This window comes from Ruegeria sp. D3 (assembly GCF_056534465.1).
Map to the genome: position 1 here is coordinate 97,606 of NZ_JBQFPK010000011.1, position 21,461 is coordinate 119,066.

Below are 21,461 nucleotides of genomic sequence, written 5' to 3' on the forward strand. Positions count from 1 at the left end.
AGTTGGGGGTGGCGGAGATAAAAAGCAACCAGTATACTTTTAGTAACCTTCTTTTTCATAAGGGATATGCCATGCGTGCAAAGGTCAGTCAGGATAATCGGGGGCGAAAACAAGTGGCAGAAGCCTGCCTCGAGCCTTGCTCGGTCGAGCGCGGGATGCGGATCATCGGCGGTAAGTGGACGGGTTCGATCCTATGGCACCTGAAAGACGGGCCCGTGCGATTCAATGACTTGTCCCGCATGATTGCAGGTGCCAGCAAAAAGATGATCACCGAGCGTTTGCGTCAGCTTGAGGCACAAGGTTTAGTGAAGCGACACGTGCTACAGACATCGCCCGTTTCGGTCGAATACTCTGTCACCGAACTTGGCCGCAGCGCGCTGGGCATTCTGGACGATTTGAGTAAGTGGAGCGAGACTTTGCCTGCGGCTGTTGTTTCAGACATTGGTTAATAGTTCGGAAATTTTCGAAACTAATATACGATGATATCAAATACATGTATTTGTCCTCCGTAGGGCTTGATGGGTGTTGCGTCACCATGCTTCACTTTTCTGGCCAATCCGGCGCGTCGAGCCGCTGGCCAAAAAATCCGGGGAGTTAGAGCTTCCCGAGACTGTTTGTAAGGTGCGGGACCGGCATTTGCCGAAAGAACAGCATCGCGAACGCCCAACATGGAGATATAAGATGAAGAAACTCACCACTCTTATGGGAAGTGCAGCAGCTCTTGCCGCAGGTCCCGCGCTTGCCGCAGATATCGTGATCGGTGTGCCAAACTGGGCATCGGTGAACGCCACGGCGCATATCCTTGAAGTTGTGATCGAAGAAAACCTGGGCTTGGACGTGGAGCTTCAGAACGGCACCAACCCGATCGTGTTCGAGGCGATGGATTCTGGCGCGATGCATGTCCACCCCGAGGTTTGGATGCCGAACCAGCAGAACCTGCATGACACCTATGTCAAAGATAACGGCACCGTGGTTATGAACGAAAACCCGGTTCAGGCCGAGCAGGGCATGTGTGTGCCCACGGCGACAGCTGAAAAATATGACATCAAGTCCATCGACGATCTGAGCGATCCGGACAAGATGGCCATCTTTGACACCGACGGCAACGGAACGCCCGAGGTTTGGATCGGTGCGCCGGGCTGGGCTTCGACCGTGGTCGAAAAAATCCGGGCCAAGTCCTATGGCTATGATCAGATTTTCGATCTGACCGAGTACGAAGAAACCATCGCCTATGCGAATCTGGCCAACGCCGCCAAGGCCGGCGATCCGTGGATCGGCTTCTGCTACAGCCCGCACTACATCTTTGTGACACAGGACCTGACCGTTCTGGAAGAGCCCGCCCATGATCCGGCGACCTGGACCATCGTGCAGCCCACAGATGATCCCGACTGGCTGGATAAATCCGAGGCATCCTCGGCCTGGAACGGCGCCACGCTGCATCTTCACTACGCCAAGGAGCTGGAAGACGCCTACCCCGAGGTGGCCGCTCTGTTCCGCAACTACCAAATGCAGGGTGACGACCTGAGCGCGATGGGCAAGGCCCTTGCTGTGGACAATGTGGAAGCAGCAGACTTTGCCCGCGAATGGGTGGCCAACAACGAAGATACCGTTCTGAACTGGCTGACCAACTAAGACGCATTCCCAGGGGGCCGTCGCGACCAGTTCGCGGCGGCCCTTTGCATATAGATCGGGGAAAACCCCGCATATGAGGGGCAAATGGACGAACCTGTCGTAAAACTTGAAAATGTCTGGAAAATCTTTGGCGCGCGCGCCGAAGAGGCCATGGCGGCTGTGCGCAGCGAGGGTATTGGAAAACCCGAGGTGCTTGAACGCTTTAACTGTGTCGTAGGTGTGCAGGGCGCAACCTTCGAGGTGCCGCGTGGCGAGATTTTCTGCATCATGGGCCTGTCAGGGTCCGGCAAATCCACTCTGGTTCGACATGTGAACCGGCTGATCGAACCGACTGCGGGTAAGATCGAGATCATGGGGCAGGATGTCTCAAAAATCTCGGAATCCGAATTGCGTCGCATTCGCGCCCAACAGATCGGGATGGTGTTTCAGCATATGGCGCTGATGCCGCACCGCTCGGTCCGCGATAATGTGGCTTACCCGTTAGAGATTCGGAAGGTGTCGAAATCCAAGCGTTGGGCGGTGTCCGACCATGCGCTGGGTCTGGTCGACCTGACAGGCTATGAGGATCGCTTGCCCAAAGAACTGTCGGGCGGGATGCAGCAACGTGTTGGCATCGCCCGCGCGCTGGCTTCAGACCCCGAGATTCTGTTGATGGATGAACCGTTCTCAGCCCTCGACCCATTGATCCGCTTGCAGTTGCAGGATCAGTTCAAGGCGCTGGTGGCACAACTGAAAAAGACCACGCTGTTTATCACGCATGATTTGGACGAGGCCATCCGCATCGGCCATCGCATCGCCATCATGAAGGACGGCGTGATCGTGCAGATTGGCACGCCCGAAGATATCGTGATGAACCCCGCCGACGATTACGTGCGCGAATTTGTGCAGGGGATTTCCAAACTGAAACTGGTCAAGGCCCATTCGATCATGGAGCCGCTGGCCAGCTATTCCGGCCCAACCGAAGGCGCGCCGCGTGCCGATGAAGGTGCTGATCTGGACCAGTTGATTGATCTGGCCGTTAACACTGAACTGCCGGTGATCATTACGGATGGTGGCAGCGACGTAGGTGTCGTGACCAAGCCGCGTCTGCTGCGCGGTATTCAGGGGGGCAAAAATGACTGACGCAAGCACCGAACTGAAAGTTACTGCCGCCTCGGATATCGAGGTGGATCGCGACGCACTTGACCGCTCGATCCACGAATTTTCGGGTCCGAACGGGGATTACTACGTCAACGCTTTTCACAAGATCCATGATGCGACCAGCGCGGTGCCAAACACGTTCAATAAATGGGCGGCGGCGCTGGGCCCGTTCTGGTCCGCCTCGCGCGCGATTTGGGGGATGTTCTGGACCTTCCTGATTCTTGAAATCATCGCGTGGGTGCAAATCGGACGTGGGGCCTGGGGCAATCCCGGCGCCGACATGGCCGAACGCGCCGAGCGCCAACAAGCCCGTGCGAACGAGCTGCTGGAACGCGCCGCCGCAGCGACCGAGCAGGGCGATATCGACCGGTTCACCAAATTGGCCGAGAACATCCAGAAGGCGGCAGACAGCAGTTTTGAAAAAGCCGCGGCCGCCCAGTCGGAATCGCTGGGGATCATGCTGATTGGCTTGGCGATGTTGCTGGTGTTCAAGCTTGTGCAGGGGCTTTATGCGGACCGCATCTACGAAAAGCAGTATTCGCGCTGGCGGATTGATCCCGACAGCACTGAAAGCGGGCGCTCTACGCGCAACACGGTTCTGGGCGCCGTTCTGATTGCCGCAATCGGGCCTCTGATCGTCTATAAATTCACCGTCAACGCTTCGCTCGCGATGCTGGATGCGTTCCCGGAGAAAGAGGTCTCGGCCTTGTTTCTAGGCGAAGATGGCGGCACGCTGTTCTCAAGCCTCGCCAGCTGGATGGAGGCCAAGATCGACGCCGCAGCCCTTGCGGGCGGGGACGTGTTCGACGGGATCGTCGCTGGGGTGCGCTCAGTCCTGGATGCGTTGACGATTGCACTGATTGGATCGCCATGGCCGGTCGTGATGCTGGTGATCTGCGTCACCGCGTGGCGTGCGGCGGGGCCGCGTGTGGCGATTTTCACCGCCGCCTCTTTGGCTTACATCGCACTTCTGGGTTACTGGGATGTCGCAATGGAGACGGTCGCTTTGGTAGGTGCAGCCGTGTTGCTATGCGTGGTAATCGGCATTCCTCTGGGTATTTGGTTCGGTAAATCGGCGCGGGCCTACCGCGCGGCGGAACCGGTGCTGGACCTGATGCAGACGCTACCGGCCTTTGTCTACCTGATCCCGATCATCGCCTTCTTTGGCACCGGAAACCCGCCGGGCATTCTGGCGACGATCATCTTCGGGATGCCGCCGGTGATCCGCCTGACGGCGCTGGGGATGCGGGGCGTGCCGGACAGCATCAAAGAGGCCGCAGTGGCATTTGGTGCATCAAAATGGCAGTTGCTGAAAGATGTTGAGATCCCGCTGGCGCTGCCTTCGATCATGACTGGTGTGAACCAGACGATCCTTATGTGTCTGTCGATGGTGGTGATCATCTCGCTGATCGGCGGCGGCGGTCTGGGCAAGGAAATCCTTGAGGCGCTGCAATATGCGGCCAAGGGTCCGGGTCTGTTGGGCGGCTTTGCCATCCTGTTCTGCGCCATGGTTATCGACCGGATCGTGCAGGGGGCCTTCCGGCGAGAAGACGAGAAAATCTAAACACAAAACGCCCCCGCCAGCCGGGGGCGTTTTTCATTGAAGGGGATGCAGATGACCGACCGCTATGAACAGTCGATGATGGATAACCTCTATTGGTGGGGCGTGCCGACCCTGTTTCGCTGTCCAAATACCGGCCCCGAGGGGCAGGATATCGCCTTGGTCGGCGTCCCGCATTCCACCGGCAACGGCACGACCGAGCGGGATCAGCATCTGGGCCCGCGCGCGCTGCGCCATGTCTCGGCGGTGCAGCGGCGGGTGCACTCGGTGTTCGAAATCAACCCGTGGAGCACCGCCAAGATCGCCGATGTGGGCGATGTGCCCTTTCCGCGCGCGAATGACAACGAGGACTGCATCGAGCGTATCACGACTTTTTACAAAGACATCGACGCAGCAGGCGCGCGGCCTGTGTCGGTGGGTGGCGATCACTCGATCACCGGCGGCATCGTGCAGGCGCTGGGACGTGGTCAACTGGCCGGGGGAGAACCCGTCAGCTTTCTGCATCTGGATGCCCATACGGATGTGTTCACCAAGGTCGATCACTTTCTGGGCGCCAAGAAATCCGCCGCCCATTGGGGGGCCTATCTGGCCGATCAGGGGCAGGTCGACCCGACGCGATCCATGCAGATCGGTCTACGGGGTCATCCGCGCAGCCTGGACTGGCTGCAACCCTCATATGACTATAGCTACAACATCGTCACCATGCGCGAATTCCGACAGCGCGGGTTGGAGGACGTGGTGGCGCAGACGCGTGAAGTGCTGGGTGATCGCCCAGTCTATATCACCTTTGATCTGGACTGCCTCGACCCGACTGTCGCGCCTGCGGTGTCCAATCTGGAACCCGGCGAGAAGGGGTTCGATATTGACGAAGCCGTGGGGATTTTGCGCGCCGCGCGCGGGCTGAATATCGTGGGCGGAGACGTGGTGTGCATGATGCCCACCAAGGACAGCCCCAACAACATCACCGCACTTACGGCAGCAGCGGTGATGTTCGAGATGATCTCGATGATCGCCGAAAACGTCAGTTAGCGGCGCGTGTCCACGGCCTGCGCCAGCACGCAGAGCAGTTCGAACATGAGCGAAATCCCCAGCCATGCGGTGCCGCCCGAGGCGTCGAAGGGTGGTGAGACCTCGACCAGATCGGCGCCCACCAAGTTCACCCCGGCCATCTGGCGGATTACTTGCTGGGCCTGAAAACTGTTCGGGCCACCGATCTCGGGCGTGCCGGTGCCGGGGGCAAAGGTGGGGTCCACAAAGTCGACATCATAGGTGCAATAGGTCGGCGCGTCGCCGACAATGCCGCGTACTTCGGCCATGACATCACCGATGCCCCGGTCGAACAGTTCCTCGATACGGATGATGCGGATGCCCTGCGCCTCGCCCCATTCGATATCCTCAGTGTTATAGGCGGTGCCGCGAATGCCCACCTGAACAAAGCGTTTGGGATCGACCAGCCCTTCTTCGACCGCGCGGCGGAACGGGGTGCCGTGAGTGAACTTGTGCCCGCCGAAGTAACTGTCGAAAAGGTCCGTATGGCTGTCGAACTGGATCAGTCCCAGCGGGCCGGATTTGGCGAGCGCGCGCAGGACGGGCAGGGTGGTCAGGTGATCCCCTCCGGCGGTCAGAGGGGTGATGCCGCGCGCGGTCAGGTCGGTGTAGAACGAGGTCACGCGGTTCAGCGTATCTTCGATATCCACAGGGTTCGGGGCCACGTCGCCCAGATCGGCGCAGTTCATCATCGCAAAGGGGGCAACCCCGGTCACCGGGTTCATCGCGCGTATCATGGTCGAGTAATCCCGCAACTGGCGCGGCCCGTGGCGCGCGCCGGGGCGGTTCGTGGTGCCCCCGTCCCAGGGGATGCCGACCAGCCCGATATCAACCTCAGTGATCCGCGCGTGATCCAGCGTCATGCCCGGCAAGCGCATAAAGGTCGGCACGCCGGCAAATCGTGCCAGTTCCATGGCCGAGACGGGCTGAAAGAAGGGATCGGACATCGGGGCCTCATTGCTGTGTATTTAAGCCGACCCTAGCCGCCGGGGGAGGCTTGGGGAAGGTCAATCGAGGATACGAAACCGGGCGCGGATTTCTGCATCCTGTTCGGGGGTCAGATATTGGGGGTGGTGCGTCGCCAAAATCTCACTCGCCCGGGTGCGGGCAGCGGTCCAAGCGTCGGTGGCGCCTTCGTCTGCCCAGGTGCGCGGCTCGGTGCGGTCGGCAATCTCGGGGTAGTAATAGTCGCGCTCCATCGCGTCATAAGTATGGGCGCTGCCCAGAAAATGCCCGTCGCCCAGAACCGACTGGCAGATTGCATCGAACCCAAGGTTTTCCTCGGTCACTTCAATCCCACGGAGGGCACGATAGGTGTGGGCGTGCATCTCATTGTCAAGCACGAAACCCTCGAAACTGGCCCCGAGCAGCGATGCGGTCATGCCCGAGCTTTCATAGATCAGGTTCCCGCCCGCCAGCGCCGCCGCCAGCGAAGTGATGCCTTTTTCCGCCCCGTATTGTGCGTCAATCGCCTTGGCATCCGTCATCGAGGCCGCCACACCCGAGGGCAGACCCAACCAGTTGGAAATCTGCGCCGAGGCGGCGTTTAGGATCGCGGTTTCACCACTGCCGCCCGCAAAAGACCCGGTGCGCAGGTCCACGATGAAGGGCCAGTTGGAGAAAACCATCGGAAAGCCCGGTTTGATGGTGTTGACCATGACAAGGCTGGCCAAAGTCTCGGCCAGCGACTGCGCCAGAAACCCGGCCAGCGTGGCCGGGGCCGTCGCGCCCGCTTGCGCTGCGGTGATGCAGGACATGGGGATGTTATGGGCGATGCATTCATAGACCACATCCACCGCATCCTCGCCATAGCGCAGGGGCGAGATGACCGGGCTGATATGCGCCTTCAGGAAGGGGCGCGCGGCGAATGCGCCGGGCCCTCCGGCTACGATATCCAACATGTCGACGATGGGCGCGACATGTTCGGCCAGCGTAAAGGACGTGGCAATCGGCTTGGTCGTGTTGCGGATGAGCGCATAGGCGGTGTTCACGTCCAGATCGAAATTATCCGGCACATCGGTGGCCACGCAGCAGCGGGTGAACCAGCTGACATTGGGCAGCGTGTCCTGTAGCCGGGTGAAATCATGCAGATCGGTCAGGGTTGAGGGGCGATACAGCCCGGAGTCGATATCCAGCGTCTGAACCGCCGCGCCGCCGGTGCCGAAATACACCCGGTCTCCGCCCACCTCGACCGAACGCGCGGGATCGCGGCCATGAAAGGTGAATTGTTTGGGGGCGAATTGAATGGCCTGTTTGACCATGGCGCGCGGGAACAGCAATCGGTCGTCAGGGCCGGGTTGCGCTCCGGCAGCCCGCAGGTCGCCGGCCAGCCGATCCGGCACCTCGCCCATCCCCAGGGTTTCTAGCAGGCGCAAGGCGGTGTCGTAAATTTGCGCGATCTCGACGTCTGTTAGCGGCTTGAAGGCCCCGCCGATCTGGCCGGGCGGGCAGGGATCAATCACGGGGGCGGCCGCGCGCTGCGCGTGCCGGGCGCGTCTGCCGCTTCGTTTGCTGCCCGTGCTCATCCGGTTCCTTTCCCGTTGCTTTTCCCGAAACCTAAGCGCCACATTGCGCCCCACGCAAAGGCGAAGTGCAATTTGCAGAATCCGCAATCGCGGTTTCGATTTTTCAATACAAGCGTCGGGCGACTTGTCGTGCGCGCGCATTGTTCCGCAAGACTTGGGCGGAACAGAACAGGAGCCGCGCCCATGAAATCACGCACCAAGGTCGTTGTCATCGGAGGCGGGATCGCGGGCTGCTCGACCCTCTATCACCTGACGCAGGAGGGGTGGAGCGATGTGGTTCTGGTCGAACGGAACGAGCTGACCTCGGGCACCACGTGGCATTCGGCTGCGCAGGTGACGAATTTTGGGATGAACCAGACTATGGTCGGGCTGAAATCGCACTCGATCCGGCTTTACAAGGAACTGGCCGACGATCCGGACTATCCCATCAATTACCACCACGGCGACGGCGGTATCCGTCTTGCAAATACCGAAGCGCAGATGCAGGGCTATCGCCATTTCGCCTCTATGGCGCGCGGGATGGACGTGCAGTTCGAGGTGATAGACGCCGAGGAATGCGCGCGTCGTCACCCTCTGATTTCGACCGAGAACCTGATCGGCGGGCTGTGGGATCCGATGGATGGGGATATCGATCCCGCGCAGTTGTGTCAGGCGCTGGCGCGGCGGGCGCGCAAGGCCGGGGCCGAGGTATATCGCAACACGCCGGTCATCGGGCTGAAACAACACGCTGACGACACATGGACGGTGCAGACCGAAAAGGGTGATATCGACTGCGATATTGTCGTGAACGCGGGCGGCTATCGCGTGAATGAGGTGGGCGCAATGATGGGGGTGCATCATCCCGTCGCCTCGATGGAGCATCAGTATTTCCTGACCGAAGAGATCCCGGCCATTCGCGATGCGGGACACAGGATGCCGCTGTTGCGGTGCCAGATCAGCGATTATTACTGTCGGCAGGAAAAGAACGGGCTGCTGCTGGGGTTCTATGAGCAGGACTGCAAGACCTGGGGCATGGACGGGATTGACCCGAATTTCGTCAACGCGCTCTGCCCTGACGATCTGGACCGAGTGACGGATGTGCTGGAAGGCGCTTTTGCCCGGATGCCCGCGCTGATGGAGGTGGGCGTGCATACGGTGGTCAATGGCCCGATCACCTATACGATTGACGGTGCGCCTCTGGTCGGGCCGATCCCGGGCAAGCGCAATGCGTTCTGTATCATCGGTCTGCGGGCGGGGCTTGGCGAAGGTGGCGGCCACGGCTGGCTGCTGGCGCAACAGATCGTGCATGGTGAGGCGTGCTATGACACGTGGTGCCTTGATCCGCGTCGGTTCACGGGGCACGCGAATGTGGAACTGACCGCGCTGAAAGCCATCGAGGATTACCAGAACGAGTTCCGCTTTCACTTCCCACATGAACACCGCCCCGCAGGGCGACCCGCCAAGACGACCCCTCTGACCCCGGTTCTGGCGGCGGAGGGGGCCGAGTTTACCGTCGTGAACGGGTGGGAAAGGGTGGATTACATCAAGCCATCGCCCGATTTCGCGCCCACTCACAGTTTCGATTTTGACGAAACCTTCGATCTGGTGGCCGCCGAGGTTGCCAATGTCCAAACCAACGTGGGGCTGGCCGAAGTGAATGGTTTCAACCGGATCGAGATCACCGGCGCGGACCGTCATGCGTTTCTTGATCGGATGTTCTGTGGGTCTGTGACAAAGCGCGACGGGCGTGTGGGGCTGGGCTATCTGCTGAACCACCATGGTATGGTCAAGGCCGAGGCGACCGTGGCCAATCTTCCCGCCAGCGACCGGGGGCCAGCGCGTGTCTGGTACGGCTCGGCAGCAGCCAGCGAGTTCCACGATAGGGACTGGCTGACCCGCCATTTGCGGAGCGACGAGGACGTCCAGCTGCGCAGCCTGACCAACGACCAGACGATCCTGATTTTGGCGGGCCCAAAAGCACGCGACGTCCTGAGCGCCTGCGCGCGCGGCGATTGGTCGGCTGATGCTTTCCCGTGGCTCAGCGTTCGAGAGTGCTTTGTTGGCTTCGCTCCGGCGACTGTGATGGGTGTCAGTTTCTCAGGCGAGCTGGCCTATGAAATCCACGTTCCCAATGTCTCGCTTTATGCAGCTTATCTGGCATTGCAGCAGGCGGGCGAAGCACATGGACTCAAGCTGTTCGGCGCGCGCGCGGTCGAGTCAATGCGCATGGAAAAGAGCTTTTTGCATTGGAAGGCCGATCTGATCACCGAGTTTGACCCGTTCGAAACCGGGCTGGATCGGTTCGTCAGGCTGGACAAGGGCGATTTCATTGGACGCCATGCCTTGCTCCAGCGACAGGCCGAGGGCCCGCGCCGGAAATTGGTGGCGCTGCAGGTTCAGACGGATCAAGGCCCGGCGCATCCCGGCGCTTCGCTGATGCGGGGAAATGAGGTCATCGGAACGATCACTTCGGGTGAATGGGGGCATCGGATTGGACTGAACCTTGCCCATGCTTTTGTTGATCCCGGGCTGGCAGACGTCGGGTCGGAAATGGAGTTGGACCGATGCGGTGAGCGTGTGTCGGCGGTTGTGATTGCACCGTCGCCTTACGATCCGGATTTCGGTCGGATCAAATCCTGAACGCGATACAAGCGCAACTTCCGGATTGCTCTGGGGATCATTCTCTGGTTCGATAGTTTCGAAGTAATCGAAACTGTAGGTGGTCCTCGTGTCCAAATCCCTGAGCTTGCGCTGGCTGGAAGTCTTCCAGTTGATCGCCAAATCCGGATCTATTCAGCAAGTTGCGTCGGAAACCGGTTTGTCGATCAGTACTGTGTCAAATCACTTGCGCAGTCTTGAAGCGGCATTGGGTATCGAATTGGTTGATCACAGTCGACGTCCGATGGGTCTAACCCCGGCTGGCGAGGTCTTTTCGCGTTACGTTCGCGACGGGCTCACCACGTTGAAACGAGGTGAGGCTGAAATCCGCACAGGAAACTGGCGGCACGCTACAGATTTAAGGTTGGCATTGATCGACGATTTCGACAATCAGATCGCACCAGATCTGTTCCGGTTTCTGGCGCAGGCCCTGCCGCGCTGCAACTTCCGCCATTTCACCCGGCCCAGCCATGAGATCATCGCGAAGCTACAGGAACACAAGTTGGATGCGGGGGTTGCCACGCGCCCGTCCGAGCGGACGGATGGTTTAATCGAATACCCTCTGATGCGGGATCCGTTCATCGTTATCCTGCCCGCTGGTTTTGAGGGAACGGCCAGCGATTTGTTCACGCCGGATGCGCAATTACCCCTTTTACGCTATTCTCGGGACTACATGATCGGCAAGCAGATCGAAATCCAACTGGCGCGAAGCAAGTACAACTTGCCCAACCGTTTCGAGTTGGAGTGCAACCAGTCCATCATCGGTCTGGTCGCAGAAGGGGCAGGGTGGGCCATTACGACTGCCGCGTGTTTCCACCGCGCCCAAAGGTTCCACGATAGCGTGAAGGCAATACCGTTCCCAGGGCGTAACTTTGTTCGTACGGTGTCGCTGTTCACAACCGAAGTTTACCCTGAAACCACATCGGCGCTGATCCAAAAAGCCATGGGAAAGCTCATTCGTCAGCATTTCACCGATCCGATGTGTGCCACCCACAGTTGGCTCAAGGATGATTTCCGTACAATGGAGGCCGAGGCCGCTTAACCTTGGGGTGGCGGTCCAAGTGATCCGCCCGATACTATATTGGTCGCCAGTTGCTCGCCTTGTCCGGGGCTTTGCGTTTCAACCATCTCAACCAGTTGTAGCGCCGCTTTGCGCCCCATTTCACGATGTGGCACATGCACTGTCGTTAATGCCGGAGAGACGATCCGGGCCAGTTCGATATCATCGAATCCGGTGATGGATACATCCTGAGGGACACGCAGGCCCATGTCTTGTGCGCGCCGCACAGCCCCCACGGCTAGAACGTCATTGCCGCACAGGATTGCGGTCGGTGGGACAGGTTGTGCCATAAGTTCAGCAAACGCGGCACCACCGTTTTCGATTTCGTAAGGCGTTTCGACTATTGTGAAACCGTCTGGGTTTAGACCGCGCGCGTTGGCGGCGTCTTGAACGCCCTCAATTCTTAGCCGGGCGCGATCATTGCCTTCGCTGATCCCCGAAATCATCCCGATTCTGGTGTGACCCGCCGCAATCACGCGCTCTGCAAGGTTGCGCATTGCCTTGCGGTTATCGAAACCAATAGACGGTGCCAATGCATTGGGCCGGTAAGACCACGCGATCAGCGTCGGAATTCTGCGGCTTTCCAAATACTTGTAAATCTCTGGGTCACGGTCATGGCCGATCAACAATAGGCCATCCGCACCCCGCGCAGCCAGTTTTCGGATTTGTTCTTCTTCAATATCAGGTTTGTAGGCGGAACTGGACACAAGCAGCGTGTAACCGCGCAGATGCAACTCCTCCTGGAATGCCTGCAGGCCCCTTGCAAAAATAGCATTCTCCATGGTCGGAATGATCGCCCCGATGGTGAAACTGCGCTTGGCCGCCATAACCCGGGCGGCGAAGTTGGGGGTATAGCCCAAAGCGTCAACGGCGGCCTGAACCCGTTCGCGGGTTGTGGCGACAACGCGATCGGGGTTGTTCAGGCATCGTGACACTGTCGCGGTCGAAACTCCGGCCATTTTGGCGACATCATCCAGCGTCGGGGCTGAGCGCGGTTTCGACATTTCCAAATCCGTAATTCACCTTTGTCAATGAGTGTACATCTATGGAGGTGATATGGAAAGCAGATATGTAAGCGCTTGCATTTTGTATGTAAGCGCTTACAAGTGAGGTTGAGCCGAATCCACCATGGGACCCGGAATATGTTTCTGTTTGCCTCTATCATCGTGTTCGTCATCTATTTCGCGAATGTTGCGATGGGCGCGTTTGCGAGCGGCGCATTCCTAGGAGACGTGGGCGAGATGTTGGTTCTATTCGCGGCGTCGATCCTGTTCGTTGTCGCAATTCTGAAAAAGGAGGCTGACCGCAACGCAGAACGCGACAGCTGACTTTTTTGCTTGGGAGGGCAATCAATGAACAAGGACAAACTGGAACTGGCGTCGGCCGAGCGCCGCAACTTCCTGAAACTCAGTGCCACGGGCGCATTCACTGCCGCGCTGGTCGCTGGGGCCGGTGGGGTGTTGTGGTCGACCGAAGCCGCGGCTCAGACTGCCAAGGAGGAAAGCGAGCGCGAAAAGGCAGCCGACCACGTGATGACCATCGCCACGGCCTATGTGCTGGGCGCATCGCGCAGCTATCCAATCATGCAACTGGACCTGAAGGAAAACATCCAGAACGCTACAAACGGCAAAGTCTATGTGAAACTGGCCCCCGGCGGGCAGTTGGGTGCGGGCGGATCGCTGGTTCAGAAGGTTCAGGGTGGTACAATTCAGGCCGCACAGCACTCGCTGTCGAACTTTGCACCGTTTGCCTCGACCGTTGACCTGATCAACATGCCGTATCTGTGCGGCTCGAACCAGAAGTTCACCAACCTTGTGACATCCGACACCTGGAAGAACGAAGTTCATCCCAAGGTCGAGGCGGCCGGTTTCAAGGCGCTGTTCTACGTTGTGATCGACCCGCGCGTGGTTGCGGTGCGTCAGGGTGGCAATGCGATAATTACGCCGGGCGACATGAGCGGTGTGAAATTCCGCGTTCCGGGCTCGAAGATGCTGCAGCAATATTACCGTATGGCGGGCGCGAACCCGACGCCGGTTGCTTGGGGTGAGACCCCCTCGGCCATCAAGCAGGGCGTAGCAGATGCGCTGGACCCGTCAGTGGGCGCGCTTTTCGTGTTCGGCTTCAAGGATATCCTCAGCCATGTAACCTTCACGCAGGCGGTGCCGGACAGTCAGGTCTATTCTTGCAATCTGGAATGGTTCAACTCGATGCCGCCTGACGTACAGGAAGGCATCATGTGGGGTGCGGAAATGACCGCGCATCAGAACCTGGCCAAAGTGCCCTCGGCCCGCGCCTATGCCATGGCCGAGCTGAACAAGGCGGGAGTCGAGTTCCACTCGCTCAGTTCCGATCAATTGGCCGAATGGGAAAGCGTCGGCGGCTATCAGAACGCCGAATGGGACCCCTTCAAGACCGAGCTTGCCGGGTCGATGGACGCGTTCGAAAAGCTGGTCGAGGCCGCAGGCACGCAGGGCAAATACTACGTCCACGACGCTTAACAGACAGGCGGCGGGCGCAGCGAGTGAGCCCGCGATCTTCCAAAGCAGCCGGACCTGAAGCAGGCCCGCCAAAGAAGGCTATGGCCCGGTTGCTCTTTTGCCGAGGGAACAGATGACCCTACTTCAAAACATAGACCGCAACGCCGAGCGCTGGCTGCTGCTGGTGTTCTACGTGATGCTGGTCATCACCATGGCCATCGAGGTTCTTCGGCGTGAGATTTTCGCTTTCTCGTCGATCTGGGGCGAAGAGATCGTCCGCTATTCTTTCATCTACCTTGCGTGGATCGGTGCGGCAGCAGCCGTAAAGGAACGCGCCCATATCCGCATCGACGTGATCATGCACTACCTCGGGCCGCGTCCCAAGGCGCTGCTGTATATCTTTGGCGATCTAGTGATGTTCGGCGTGGCGATCATCGCGCTCTACTGGTCGTATGAGGCGGTGCATGTTTCGGCCAAGTTCGGTTCGGTGACGGACGGGCTGCGGGTATCGAAGGTGTGGTTCCTGATGGCCGTGCCCACCGGTTTTGCGCTGATGATCTGGCGTCTGATCCAGTCACTGATGCGCGATTTAAAATGCCTGAGGGACGGCACGCCCGTCTTCGAAGGCGACAAGCTGTTTGACTGAGGGGACACGCGATGCTTTGGGGTTCTCTCAATCAAACTGTTGAACTTGGGTGGGATTTCTACCTGCCTGTGATCCTGTTCGTTGGTCTGATTGCCTTGGCTGTGCCCGTCTGGGCGGCTATCGGCACCGCCGCCATCGTAATGCTGGTCATGTCCGGTGACCTACCGCTGAGCCTTGTAGGCGAAAGCTTGTTCACCGGCATCGACGCCTTTGCTCTGACCGCCGTACCGCTGTTCATCCTAACCGGGGACGTGCTGGTGCGTACCGGGTTGTCGCGAAAGTTTCTGGACGTGGCCGAGGCGTTGACCTGTTTTGCCAAGGGTGGCTTTGGCTCGGCCACCGTTCTGGTCTGCGGCATGTTCGCTGCCATCTCGGGCTCGGACGCGGCGGGCGCTGCTGCGGTGGGCCGAATGACGATCAACCGGCTGGTCGAAAGCGGCTATCCCCGGCCCTATGCCTGCGCGCTGGTAGCCGCCGGGGCCTGTACCGGCATCCTGATCCCACCCTCGATCGCCTATATCATCATCGGTCTGGTTCTGGGCATATCCGCGTCCACGTTGTTTCTGGCCGCACTTATCCCCGGTCTGGCCATTCTGGTCTCGATCCTTGTGACCAACATCATCATGAACCGCATCTACGCCTACGAGGGTGGCGGCATGATGACCATGGGCGAGTGGCTGGCCAATCTGGGCAAGGCGCTGAAATCCGGCTGGTATGCGTTCATCGTGCCGGGGATCATCTTCTACGGCATCTTCTCGGGCCGCCTGACGCCCACCGAGGCGGGCGCGACCGCTGTTGTCGTCACCATCATCATGGGCTTCATCCTGCGCACTCTGACGTTGGCTGATTTCCCGTCGATGCTGGTCAGTTCCGCAAAAGTGAACGGGGTGATCCTGCCGATCATCGCTTTCTCCGCCCCTCTGGCCGAAGCGCTGGCGATCATGGGCGTTCCACAGGGGTTCGTGACGGCCGTGACCTCGCTGACCGATGATCCGTATCTGTTGATCCTGCTGATGATCGGTATCCTCATCGCGGCAGGCTGTGTGATGGAGACGACGCCGAATATCGTGATCCTCGCCCCGATCCTGAAACCGCTGGCGGACAATATCGGCATGAACGAGATCCAGTTCTGCATCATGATGATCACCGCCTTGGGTGTGGGCTTTATCACCCCGCCGTTGGGTCTGAACCTGTTCGTTGTTTCCGGGATAACCGGAGAGTCAATTCTAAAAATTGCGGCGCGTGCCGTGCCCTTTGTTCTGACCATGCTGATCGTGGTAATCCTGATCGCCTATGTACCGGCGGTTTCGACCACCTTGCTTCCTGAAATCTACCAATAGGACCTGCTGACCATGCCCCGTGACTATTTGAAAAAGGCAACGTTGACGGCGCAATCTCATGCGTCCGAAGTGCACGACACGGTCAAGACAATCCTGGCCGATATCGAGGCGGGCGGGGATGCCAAAGCGATGGAGTACGCGGCCAAGTTCGACAAGTTCGACGGCAATGTACTGATGACGCAGGCCGAGATTGATGCGGCCATCGCGTTGGTGCCCAAAAAGCTGAAGGCTGATATCCGCTTTGCCCATGATAATGTGCGCCGCTTTGCCGAAGCGCAGAAAGCGACCGTATCAGATGTCGAGGTCGAGATCGTGCCGGGCGTCATCGCCGGGCAAAAAGCGATCCCGGTGGACGCGGCGGGGTGTTATGTGCCGGGCGGGCGGTATAGCCATATCGCCAGCGCGATCATGACCGTGACCACGGCCAAAGTGGCGGGTTGTCGTCATATCACAGCCTGTTCGCCACCGCGCCCCGGTGAAGGCGTGGCGCCAGCCATTGTCTATGCCGCGCATATCTGTGGGGCAGACAGCATTCTGGCCATGGGCGGTGTGCAAGGCGTGGCGGCGATGACCTATGGCCTGTTCGGCCTGCCGCGCGCGAATATCCTTGTGGGCCCTGGCAATCAGTTCGTAGCCGAGGCCAAGCGCATCCTCTATGGCAAGGTCGGCATCGACATGATCGCGGGTCCCACAGACAGTCTGATCCTTGCCGACAGCAGCGCTGACGCGCATGTGGTCGCGACCGATTTGGTCAGTCAGGCCGAGCACGGATACAATTCACCCGTTTGGCTGGTGACGGATGATCGACCATTGGCCGAGAAAGTGATGCAACTGGTTCCTTCACTGATCGAAGACCTTCCGGAACTGAACCGCGAAAACGCCTCGGCCGCGTGGCGCGACTATGCCGAGGTGATCCTGTGCGCCGATCGCGAAGAAATGGCCGCCTGTTCTGACGCCTATGCGCCTGAACACCTGACTGTGCAGGCCGAGGATTTGGATTGGTGGCTGGACCGGCTGACCTGCTATGGGTCTTTGTTTCTGGGCGAAGAGACGACAGTGTCTTATGGCGACAAGGCTACTGGCACCAATCACGTCCTGCCGACGTCCGGCGCGGCCAGTTATACTGGGGGGTTGAGTGTCCACAAATACATGAAGATCGTCACGTGGCAACGCGCAACGCGCGAGGGATCGAAGCCCATCGCCATCGCGACCGCCCGCATTTCCCGGCTGGAAGGGATGGAGGGCCACGCCCGCGCGGCCGATGTGCGGTTGGCGAAGTATTTCCCCGATGAGCAATTTGACCTGTCCGCAGATGGATGACCCGCGCGCGTTGTTTGACCTGACCGGGCGGGTGGCTTGCGTCACCGGAGCAAGCTCGGGCCTGGGCCGACGGGCGGCGCAGGCTCTGGCCGCCGCTGGGGCACGGGTAGTGGGCGTCGCGCGCCGGGCCGAGGCGTTGGCAGGACTGAAAGGCGAACTTGGCGACAAGGGCGCGACTGTGACAGCGGATGTGGCCGACCGCGCGGGGCTTGGAAGGCTGGTTGAACAGATCAGCTTGGCATTCGGCGCGCCTGACATCGTCATCCATGCTGCCGGGATCAACACCCGCGAGGTGGCGGATGAAGTCACGCCCGATGGTTGGGACGCGACGCTGGCGCTGAACCTGAGCGCGCCGTTTTTCCTAAGCCAGGCATTGGTACCCGCCATGAAGGCGAAAGGCTGGGGGCGCGTTATCAACTTTGCTTCACTACAGACCACGCGGGCCTTTCCAGGGGGGATTGCTTATGGGGCCTCAAAGGCCGGGATCGGGCAATTGACCCGTGCCATGGCCGAGGCATGGTCGCCACATGGCATCACCGCCAACGCCATCGGACCGGGGTTCTTTCCGACCGAGCTGACTCAGGCCGTGTTCGACGACCCTGACCGCGCCGCGCGCAACGCCGCGCAGACCTGTATCGGACGTAATGGGCGGGTAGAGGATATCGACGGGCCGATCTTGTTCTTGTGCTCAGAAGCGTCCAGCTACGTCACCGGGCAGGTGCTGATGGTCGATGGGGGGTTTACTGCGAAATGAAAGCTCTGGTTTATGAAGGGGTTGAACACCTGGAATTCCGGGATGTTCCGGACACAGTTCCCGGACCAGAGGAACAGCTGATCCGTGTCGAAGCCGTGGGTATTTGCGGATCGGACATGCATGCCTATCTGGGACATGATGCCAGACGTCCCGCGCCGCTGATCCTGGGGCATGAGGCGGCAGGCGTGATCGTTGGAGGACCACGCGACGGGGCGCGGGTGACAGTCAACCCTCTGGTCACTTGCGGCAATTGCGCGGTCTGCGAAGCGGGGCGGGAAAACCTGTGTCAAAACCGCCAGATCATTTCAATGCCGCCACGAGAGGGCGCATTTGCCCAATTTATCTCAATGCCCGAACGCAATTTGGTCGATGTGCCAGATGATATTCCTTTGTCGCGCGCGGCTTTGGCCGAGCCGTTGGCGGTTAGTTGGCATGCCGTGCGGCTGGGGTTGGAAGCCTTGCACCCAGCGATGGAGCGTCGCGCTCTTGTTGTGGGCGGGGGGGCGATCGGACTGGCCGCAGCTTTGGCCCTGCAGGCGATGGGCGTGCAGGATGTCGTTATAGTTGAACCGAACGCGCTGCGACGGGCATATTTGCTGAATTTGCGGGCATTCGACGTAGTCTCTGAAACGTCAGAAACTTTCCCTCTGGTGATCGATGCAGTGGGGTTTGCGGCGACGCGCGCTACTGCGTCGGCGTTGACGCAACCTGGTGGGGTCATGATTCATGTCGGACTTGGCGAGGGTGCCGGAGGTTTGGATATTCGCCGCATGACCTTGCAGGAGATCACATTTATCGGCACCTATACCTATACGGCTGAGGATTTTCGCCAAACGGCTGCAGCTATTTTCGATGGACGGTTGGGTGCTTTGGACTGGGTTGAGGAGCGGCCGATGTCAGAGGGGGGGCGGGCGTTTCGGGATCTGCGTCGGGGAATGGTCGCCGCGCCGAAAATCATCCTCGCACCGGAGCACTGACCGCGCCAGAAAGAGAGGTAATATGTATCGCAAAATTCTTGTACCCATGGCTTTGGACCACGGCATATCGCCACATACGCTGGAAGTCGCGCGGGCCTTGTCAGCGGAAGGCGCCGAGATAGTCGCGCTACACGTCTATGAAATGCCGCAGGGATCGGTCAGCGCATATCTCGACAAAGATATGGTCGCCGAAGGGTTTCGCTCCGCCCGTAATTTGTTGCGTGACAAGGTTTCGGGGCTGGACGGGGTCAAGCCCGAGATCATCAAAGGGCATACGGCCCGAACCATCATCGATTTCGCCAAGGATAACGACGTTGATTGCATCGTCATCGGGTCGCACAAGCCTGGCCTAAGTGACTATTTTTTGGGATCGACCGCGTCTCGGGTCGTTCGTCATGCTGGCTGCGCGGTCCACGTGCACCGCAGGCCATAACACTTCGAACTGCGCCTTGTGCGCCAAAACAGGACTGACTGACAGGATATGAATATAGACAAGAAGATCACGGACGATCTGGTGGCCAACGATATCTCGTTCGTCACTACCGTTCCTTGCAAACAGCTGGCCGGCGTTATTGCCGAGATCGACGAACGCGAGGGTATTTATCACATCCCTTCGAACAAAGAGGACGAAGGAATGGGCCTGTGCGCGGGTGCCTGGATGGGTGGCAAACGCCCCGCGATTATCATGCAGAACACGGCGATCGGTGTGACGATCAATACACTGGCCACGCTGATCCAGTATTACAGAATGCCATTGCCCATGCTGATTTCGTACCGGGGTGAGCTGCGCGAACCGATCGCCTGTCAAGTCGAAATGGCCGTTCACACAAAGGCACTGCTGGCGCAGCTGAATATCCCGACCTATCACTTTCATCACAAGTCGGACGTAGAAGAGCTGGACGCGATCCTGAAATACACGTTCATGTGCAACAAGCCGGTCGCCATCCTGACCGACGCCAATTTTTGGGGAGGCTATGGCGACCAATGATCCGTTCTGAAATCCTGAAAGAAATCGCCCCGATTCTGCGTGATCAGCTGGTTGTCTGCAATATTGGCATCCCCAGTCAGGAACTGCATGCCATCGATGACCAGCCCTCTAATTTCTACATGCTGGGGACCATGGGGTTGGCGTCGTCCATAGGTCTTGGCCTGGCGCTGTCACAACCCAAACCGGTCATCGTGATTGACGGGGATGGGTCGGTTCTGACCAATCTGGGTACGCTGCCAACAATCGCAAACAACGTGGCCGACAACTATATTCTGCTGATCGTTGATAACGGATCATATGGTTCTACCGGCGACCAGCCTACTTACGCAGGACAGAAAACCTCTCTTGCGAAAATGGCAGAAGCGGCCGGTTGCGACAGGGTGATCGAGTGTCAGGCCGAAGACACCGGTCGGGTTGTGCAAGAGGCGTTGGAGGCGCGAAAGATGACCATCATCGTTGCCAAATGCCAAAGCGGAAACGCTAAAATGCCGCCGATTACCATGGATCCAGTCGTCATCCGGGACCGTTTCATGAAGGCAGTGCAAGCCTGACTTTGCGGTTTAGATATGTGACCTCGCACGCGCGCCGCCCCGACCAATGGGGCGGCGCTTTTGAGTCGGTTGTAGCGAAAATTTCGCGACGTTTTGTGATCACGGTCAGTTGACATTAAGTATTAATACTGTAAACATGATGCAAAACATGGGGTATGTCCTCCTGGCAGGAACGGGTTGGACAAGCGGTATCTGGCGATGGGGAAACAGTGCCGGATGTGGTTTGCAAAACCTCAGAAAGGTGAAAAATGGTAACGGCTTACACAATCTCTGGCGTCAATCCTCGCGATGTCATGACGGCCTTTGCCCAATACGGTTTCCGCAAAACTTCGATGGAAGATATCGCCCGGGCGGTCGGGTTGTCGCGGCAGTCGATTTACAAGAAGTTCGGTTCAAAAGACGCGTGCTATTCGTGGTCATTGGTCACGTATATGCAGGCGTTGTACCAAAACGTCTTTGGAATTCTGGATGAGGCAAATGGCGACCCTATCGACGTTCTGGCCACGGTTTTAACCTCGGTGGTCGGAGACTCGGTCGAGCTGGCCAAAACACGACATGGGTCAGAGCTTTTGGAAGATGCCCTGAAACTGTCGGCAGACCAGCCGGAAAACTGGCCCAAGGTCTACGTCGAAAACCTTGCCCGGTTCATGTCAGAAAATGGTTTGGCGGCGACGCCGGACAGGGCGCTCGATTTGGCGCATTTGCTGGTCACATCAACCCGAGGAGCCTTGGTTGTTTCGACTTCTCGTGACGAGTTTTCAGACGACATCCACCGCATTCTGCGGACTGTGTTCTTGGACTCGTAA

General features: G+C 59.0%; 21 protein-coding genes. 18 read left to right on the forward strand and 3 right to left on the reverse strand.

Features of this window, described 5'->3' with window-relative positions:
- Positions 1-71: 71 nt before the first annotated feature.
- The 5 genes from ACR0DX_RS16500 to ACR0DX_RS16520 all read left to right on the forward strand — a co-directional run bounded on the left by ACR0DX_RS16500 (position 72) and on the right by ACR0DX_RS16520 (position 5,362).
- Positions 72-449: a winged helix-turn-helix transcriptional regulator gene (locus ACR0DX_RS16500; protein ID WP_170356138.1), complete on the forward strand. Its 378-nt coding sequence runs from the start codon at positions 72-74 to the stop codon at positions 447-449.
- Positions 450-681: 232 nt separating this feature from the next.
- Complete coding sequence (locus ACR0DX_RS16505) at positions 682-1,632, forward strand: ABC transporter substrate-binding protein (RefSeq protein WP_170356139.1); 951 nt, start codon at positions 682-684, stop codon at positions 1,630-1,632.
- An 84-nt stretch (positions 1,633-1,716) separates the two neighbouring features.
- Entirely contained in the window at positions 1,717-2,754 is a 1,038-nt protein-coding gene (locus ACR0DX_RS16510; RefSeq protein WP_170356140.1) for a quaternary amine ABC transporter ATP-binding protein, read from the forward strand.
- Positions 2,747-4,336, forward strand: coding sequence for an ABC transporter permease subunit (locus ACR0DX_RS16515; RefSeq protein ID WP_170356141.1), 1,590 nt, complete (start codon positions 2,747-2,749; stop codon positions 4,334-4,336). The genes ACR0DX_RS16510 and ACR0DX_RS16515 overlap by 8 nt, the downstream gene beginning before the upstream one ends.
- A gap of 51 nt (positions 4,337-4,387) precedes the next feature.
- Entirely contained in the window at positions 4,388-5,362 is a 975-nt protein-coding gene (locus ACR0DX_RS16520) for an arginase family protein (protein WP_170356142.1), read from the forward strand.
- On the opposite strand, the gene ACR0DX_RS16525 is transcribed toward ACR0DX_RS16520, so the two are convergent.
- The gene (locus ACR0DX_RS16525; protein ID WP_170356143.1) at positions 5,359-6,327 is read right to left on the reverse strand and encodes an agmatinase; all 969 of its coding nucleotides are present in this window, start codon (positions 6,325-6,327) and stop codon (positions 5,359-5,361) included. The genes ACR0DX_RS16520 and ACR0DX_RS16525 overlap by 4 nt on opposite strands.
- 60 nt (positions 6,328-6,387) lie before the next feature.
- Complete coding sequence (locus tag ACR0DX_RS16530) at positions 6,388-7,905, reverse strand: trimethylamine methyltransferase family protein (RefSeq protein ID WP_170527459.1); 1,518 nt, start codon at positions 7,903-7,905, stop codon at positions 6,388-6,390.
- 183 nt (positions 7,906-8,088) lie between these two features.
- Between ACR0DX_RS16530 and ACR0DX_RS16535 the strand changes: the two genes are divergently transcribed.
- Both ACR0DX_RS16535 and ACR0DX_RS16540 read left to right on the forward strand, forming a co-directional pair.
- The gene (locus tag ACR0DX_RS16535) at positions 8,089-10,524 is read left to right on the forward strand and encodes a GcvT family protein (protein WP_480846765.1); all 2,436 of its coding nucleotides are present in this window, start codon (positions 8,089-8,091) and stop codon (positions 10,522-10,524) included.
- An 88-nt stretch (positions 10,525-10,612) separates the two neighbouring features.
- On the forward strand, positions 10,613-11,584 hold the full coding sequence (locus ACR0DX_RS16540) for a LysR family transcriptional regulator (protein WP_170356146.1): 972 nt from the start codon (positions 10,613-10,615) through the stop codon (positions 11,582-11,584).
- Here the strand turns inward: ACR0DX_RS16540 and ACR0DX_RS16545 are convergent.
- Positions 11,581-12,606, reverse strand: a complete 1,026-nt coding sequence (locus ACR0DX_RS16545) for a LacI family DNA-binding transcriptional regulator (protein ID WP_170356147.1) — start codon at positions 12,604-12,606, stop codon at positions 11,581-11,583. The two genes, ACR0DX_RS16540 and ACR0DX_RS16545, sit on opposite strands and share 4 nt — an antisense overlap.
- A 138-nt stretch (positions 12,607-12,744) precedes the next feature.
- Between ACR0DX_RS16545 and ACR0DX_RS16550 the strand changes: the two genes are divergently transcribed.
- From ACR0DX_RS16550 to ACR0DX_RS16600, 11 genes are all read left to right on the forward strand, one after another.
- Positions 12,745-12,930: a hypothetical protein gene (locus ACR0DX_RS16550; protein WP_170356148.1), complete on the forward strand. Its 186-nt coding sequence runs from the start codon at positions 12,745-12,747 to the stop codon at positions 12,928-12,930.
- Positions 12,931-12,954: 24 nt separating this feature from the next.
- On the forward strand, positions 12,955-14,100 hold the full coding sequence (locus ACR0DX_RS16555) for a TRAP transporter substrate-binding protein (RefSeq protein WP_170356149.1): 1,146 nt from the start codon (positions 12,955-12,957) through the stop codon (positions 14,098-14,100).
- Between the two features lie 112 nt (positions 14,101-14,212).
- Positions 14,213-14,725, forward strand: coding sequence for a TRAP transporter small permease (locus tag ACR0DX_RS16560; protein WP_170356150.1), 513 nt, complete (start codon positions 14,213-14,215; stop codon positions 14,723-14,725).
- A gap of 11 nt (positions 14,726-14,736) precedes the next feature.
- Positions 14,737-16,065 (forward strand): TRAP transporter large permease, encoded by a 1,329-nt coding sequence (locus ACR0DX_RS16565; protein WP_170356151.1) that lies wholly within the window; start codon positions 14,737-14,739, stop codon positions 16,063-16,065.
- Positions 16,066-16,077: 12 nt separating this feature from the next.
- Positions 16,078-17,385, forward strand: a complete 1,308-nt coding sequence (hisD, locus tag ACR0DX_RS16570) for a histidinol dehydrogenase (RefSeq protein ID WP_170356152.1) — start codon at positions 16,078-16,080, stop codon at positions 17,383-17,385.
- Entirely contained in the window at positions 17,378-18,139 is a 762-nt protein-coding gene (locus ACR0DX_RS16575; RefSeq protein ID WP_170356205.1) for an SDR family oxidoreductase, read from the forward strand. The genes hisD and ACR0DX_RS16575 overlap by 8 nt, the downstream gene beginning before the upstream one ends.
- Positions 18,136-19,116 carry an alcohol dehydrogenase catalytic domain-containing protein gene (locus ACR0DX_RS16580; protein WP_170356153.1) on the forward strand — a complete coding sequence of 327 codons (981 nt, stop codon included), beginning with the start codon at positions 18,136-18,138 and terminating at the stop codon, positions 19,114-19,116. Before ACR0DX_RS16575 ends, ACR0DX_RS16580 begins: the two co-directional genes overlap by 4 nt.
- Positions 19,117-19,138: 22 nt before the next feature.
- Positions 19,139-19,549 carry a universal stress protein gene (locus tag ACR0DX_RS16585; protein WP_170356154.1) on the forward strand — a complete coding sequence of 137 codons (411 nt, stop codon included), beginning with the start codon at positions 19,139-19,141 and terminating at the stop codon, positions 19,547-19,549.
- Between the two features lie 48 nt (positions 19,550-19,597).
- Positions 19,598-20,104, forward strand: a complete 507-nt coding sequence (gene comD / locus ACR0DX_RS16590) for a sulfopyruvate decarboxylase subunit alpha (RefSeq protein ID WP_170356155.1) — start codon at positions 19,598-19,600, stop codon at positions 20,102-20,104.
- Positions 20,101-20,655, forward strand: coding sequence for a sulfopyruvate decarboxylase subunit beta (gene comE, locus ACR0DX_RS16595; protein WP_170356156.1), 555 nt, complete (start codon positions 20,101-20,103; stop codon positions 20,653-20,655). Before comD ends, comE begins: the two co-directional genes overlap by 4 nt.
- 248 nt (positions 20,656-20,903) lie before the next feature.
- Positions 20,904-21,461, forward strand: a complete 558-nt coding sequence (locus tag ACR0DX_RS16600) for a TetR/AcrR family transcriptional regulator (RefSeq protein ID WP_170356157.1) — start codon at positions 20,904-20,906, stop codon at positions 21,459-21,461.

Bases quoted from the DNA above. Each gene is read 5' to 3' on its own strand.
- ACR0DX_RS16565 (WP_170356151.1), top strand. From the start codon at position 14,737: ATGCTTTGGGGTTCTCTCAATCAAACTGTTGAACTTGGGTGGGATTTC.
- ACR0DX_RS16500 (WP_170356138.1), top strand. From the start codon at position 72: ATGCGTGCAAAGGTCAGTCAGGATAATCGGGGGCGAAAACAAGTGGCA.
- ACR0DX_RS16585 (WP_170356154.1), top strand. From the start codon at position 19,139: ATGTATCGCAAAATTCTTGTACCCATGGCTTTGGACCACGGCATATCG.
- ACR0DX_RS16600 (WP_170356157.1), top strand. From the start codon at position 20,904: ATGGTAACGGCTTACACAATCTCTGGCGTCAATCCTCGCGATGTCATG.
- ACR0DX_RS16545 (WP_170356147.1), bottom strand. From the start codon at position 12,606: ATGTCGAAACCGCGCTCAGCCCCGACGCTGGATGATGTCGCCAAAATG.
- ACR0DX_RS16535 (WP_480846765.1), top strand. From the start codon at position 8,089: ATGAAATCACGCACCAAGGTCGTTGTCATCGGAGGCGGGATCGCGGGC.
- ACR0DX_RS16515 (WP_170356141.1), top strand. From the start codon at position 2,747: ATGACTGACGCAAGCACCGAACTGAAAGTTACTGCCGCCTCGGATATC.
- ACR0DX_RS16575 (WP_170356205.1), top strand. From the start codon at position 17,378: ATGGATGACCCGCGCGCGTTGTTTGACCTGACCGGGCGGGTGGCTTGC.
- ACR0DX_RS16505 (WP_170356139.1), top strand. From the start codon at position 682: ATGAAGAAACTCACCACTCTTATGGGAAGTGCAGCAGCTCTTGCCGCA.
- ACR0DX_RS16520 (WP_170356142.1), top strand. From the start codon at position 4,388: ATGACCGACCGCTATGAACAGTCGATGATGGATAACCTCTATTGGTGG.
- ACR0DX_RS16580 (WP_170356153.1), top strand. From the start codon at position 18,136: ATGAAAGCTCTGGTTTATGAAGGGGTTGAACACCTGGAATTCCGGGAT.
- ACR0DX_RS16530 (WP_170527459.1), bottom strand. From the start codon at position 7,905: ATGAGCACGGGCAGCAAACGAAGCGGCAGACGCGCCCGGCACGCGCAG.
- ACR0DX_RS16550 (WP_170356148.1), top strand. From the start codon at position 12,745: ATGTTTCTGTTTGCCTCTATCATCGTGTTCGTCATCTATTTCGCGAAT.
- ACR0DX_RS16510 (WP_170356140.1), top strand. From the start codon at position 1,717: ATGGACGAACCTGTCGTAAAACTTGAAAATGTCTGGAAAATCTTTGGC.
- ACR0DX_RS16560 (WP_170356150.1), top strand. From the start codon at position 14,213: ATGACCCTACTTCAAAACATAGACCGCAACGCCGAGCGCTGGCTGCTG.
- hisD (WP_170356152.1), top strand. From the start codon at position 16,078: ATGCCCCGTGACTATTTGAAAAAGGCAACGTTGACGGCGCAATCTCAT.
- comE (WP_170356156.1), top strand. From the start codon at position 20,101: ATGATCCGTTCTGAAATCCTGAAAGAAATCGCCCCGATTCTGCGTGAT.
- comD (WP_170356155.1), top strand. From the start codon at position 19,598: ATGAATATAGACAAGAAGATCACGGACGATCTGGTGGCCAACGATATC.
- ACR0DX_RS16555 (WP_170356149.1), top strand. From the start codon at position 12,955: ATGAACAAGGACAAACTGGAACTGGCGTCGGCCGAGCGCCGCAACTTC.
- ACR0DX_RS16525 (WP_170356143.1), bottom strand. From the start codon at position 6,327: ATGTCCGATCCCTTCTTTCAGCCCGTCTCGGCCATGGAACTGGCACGA.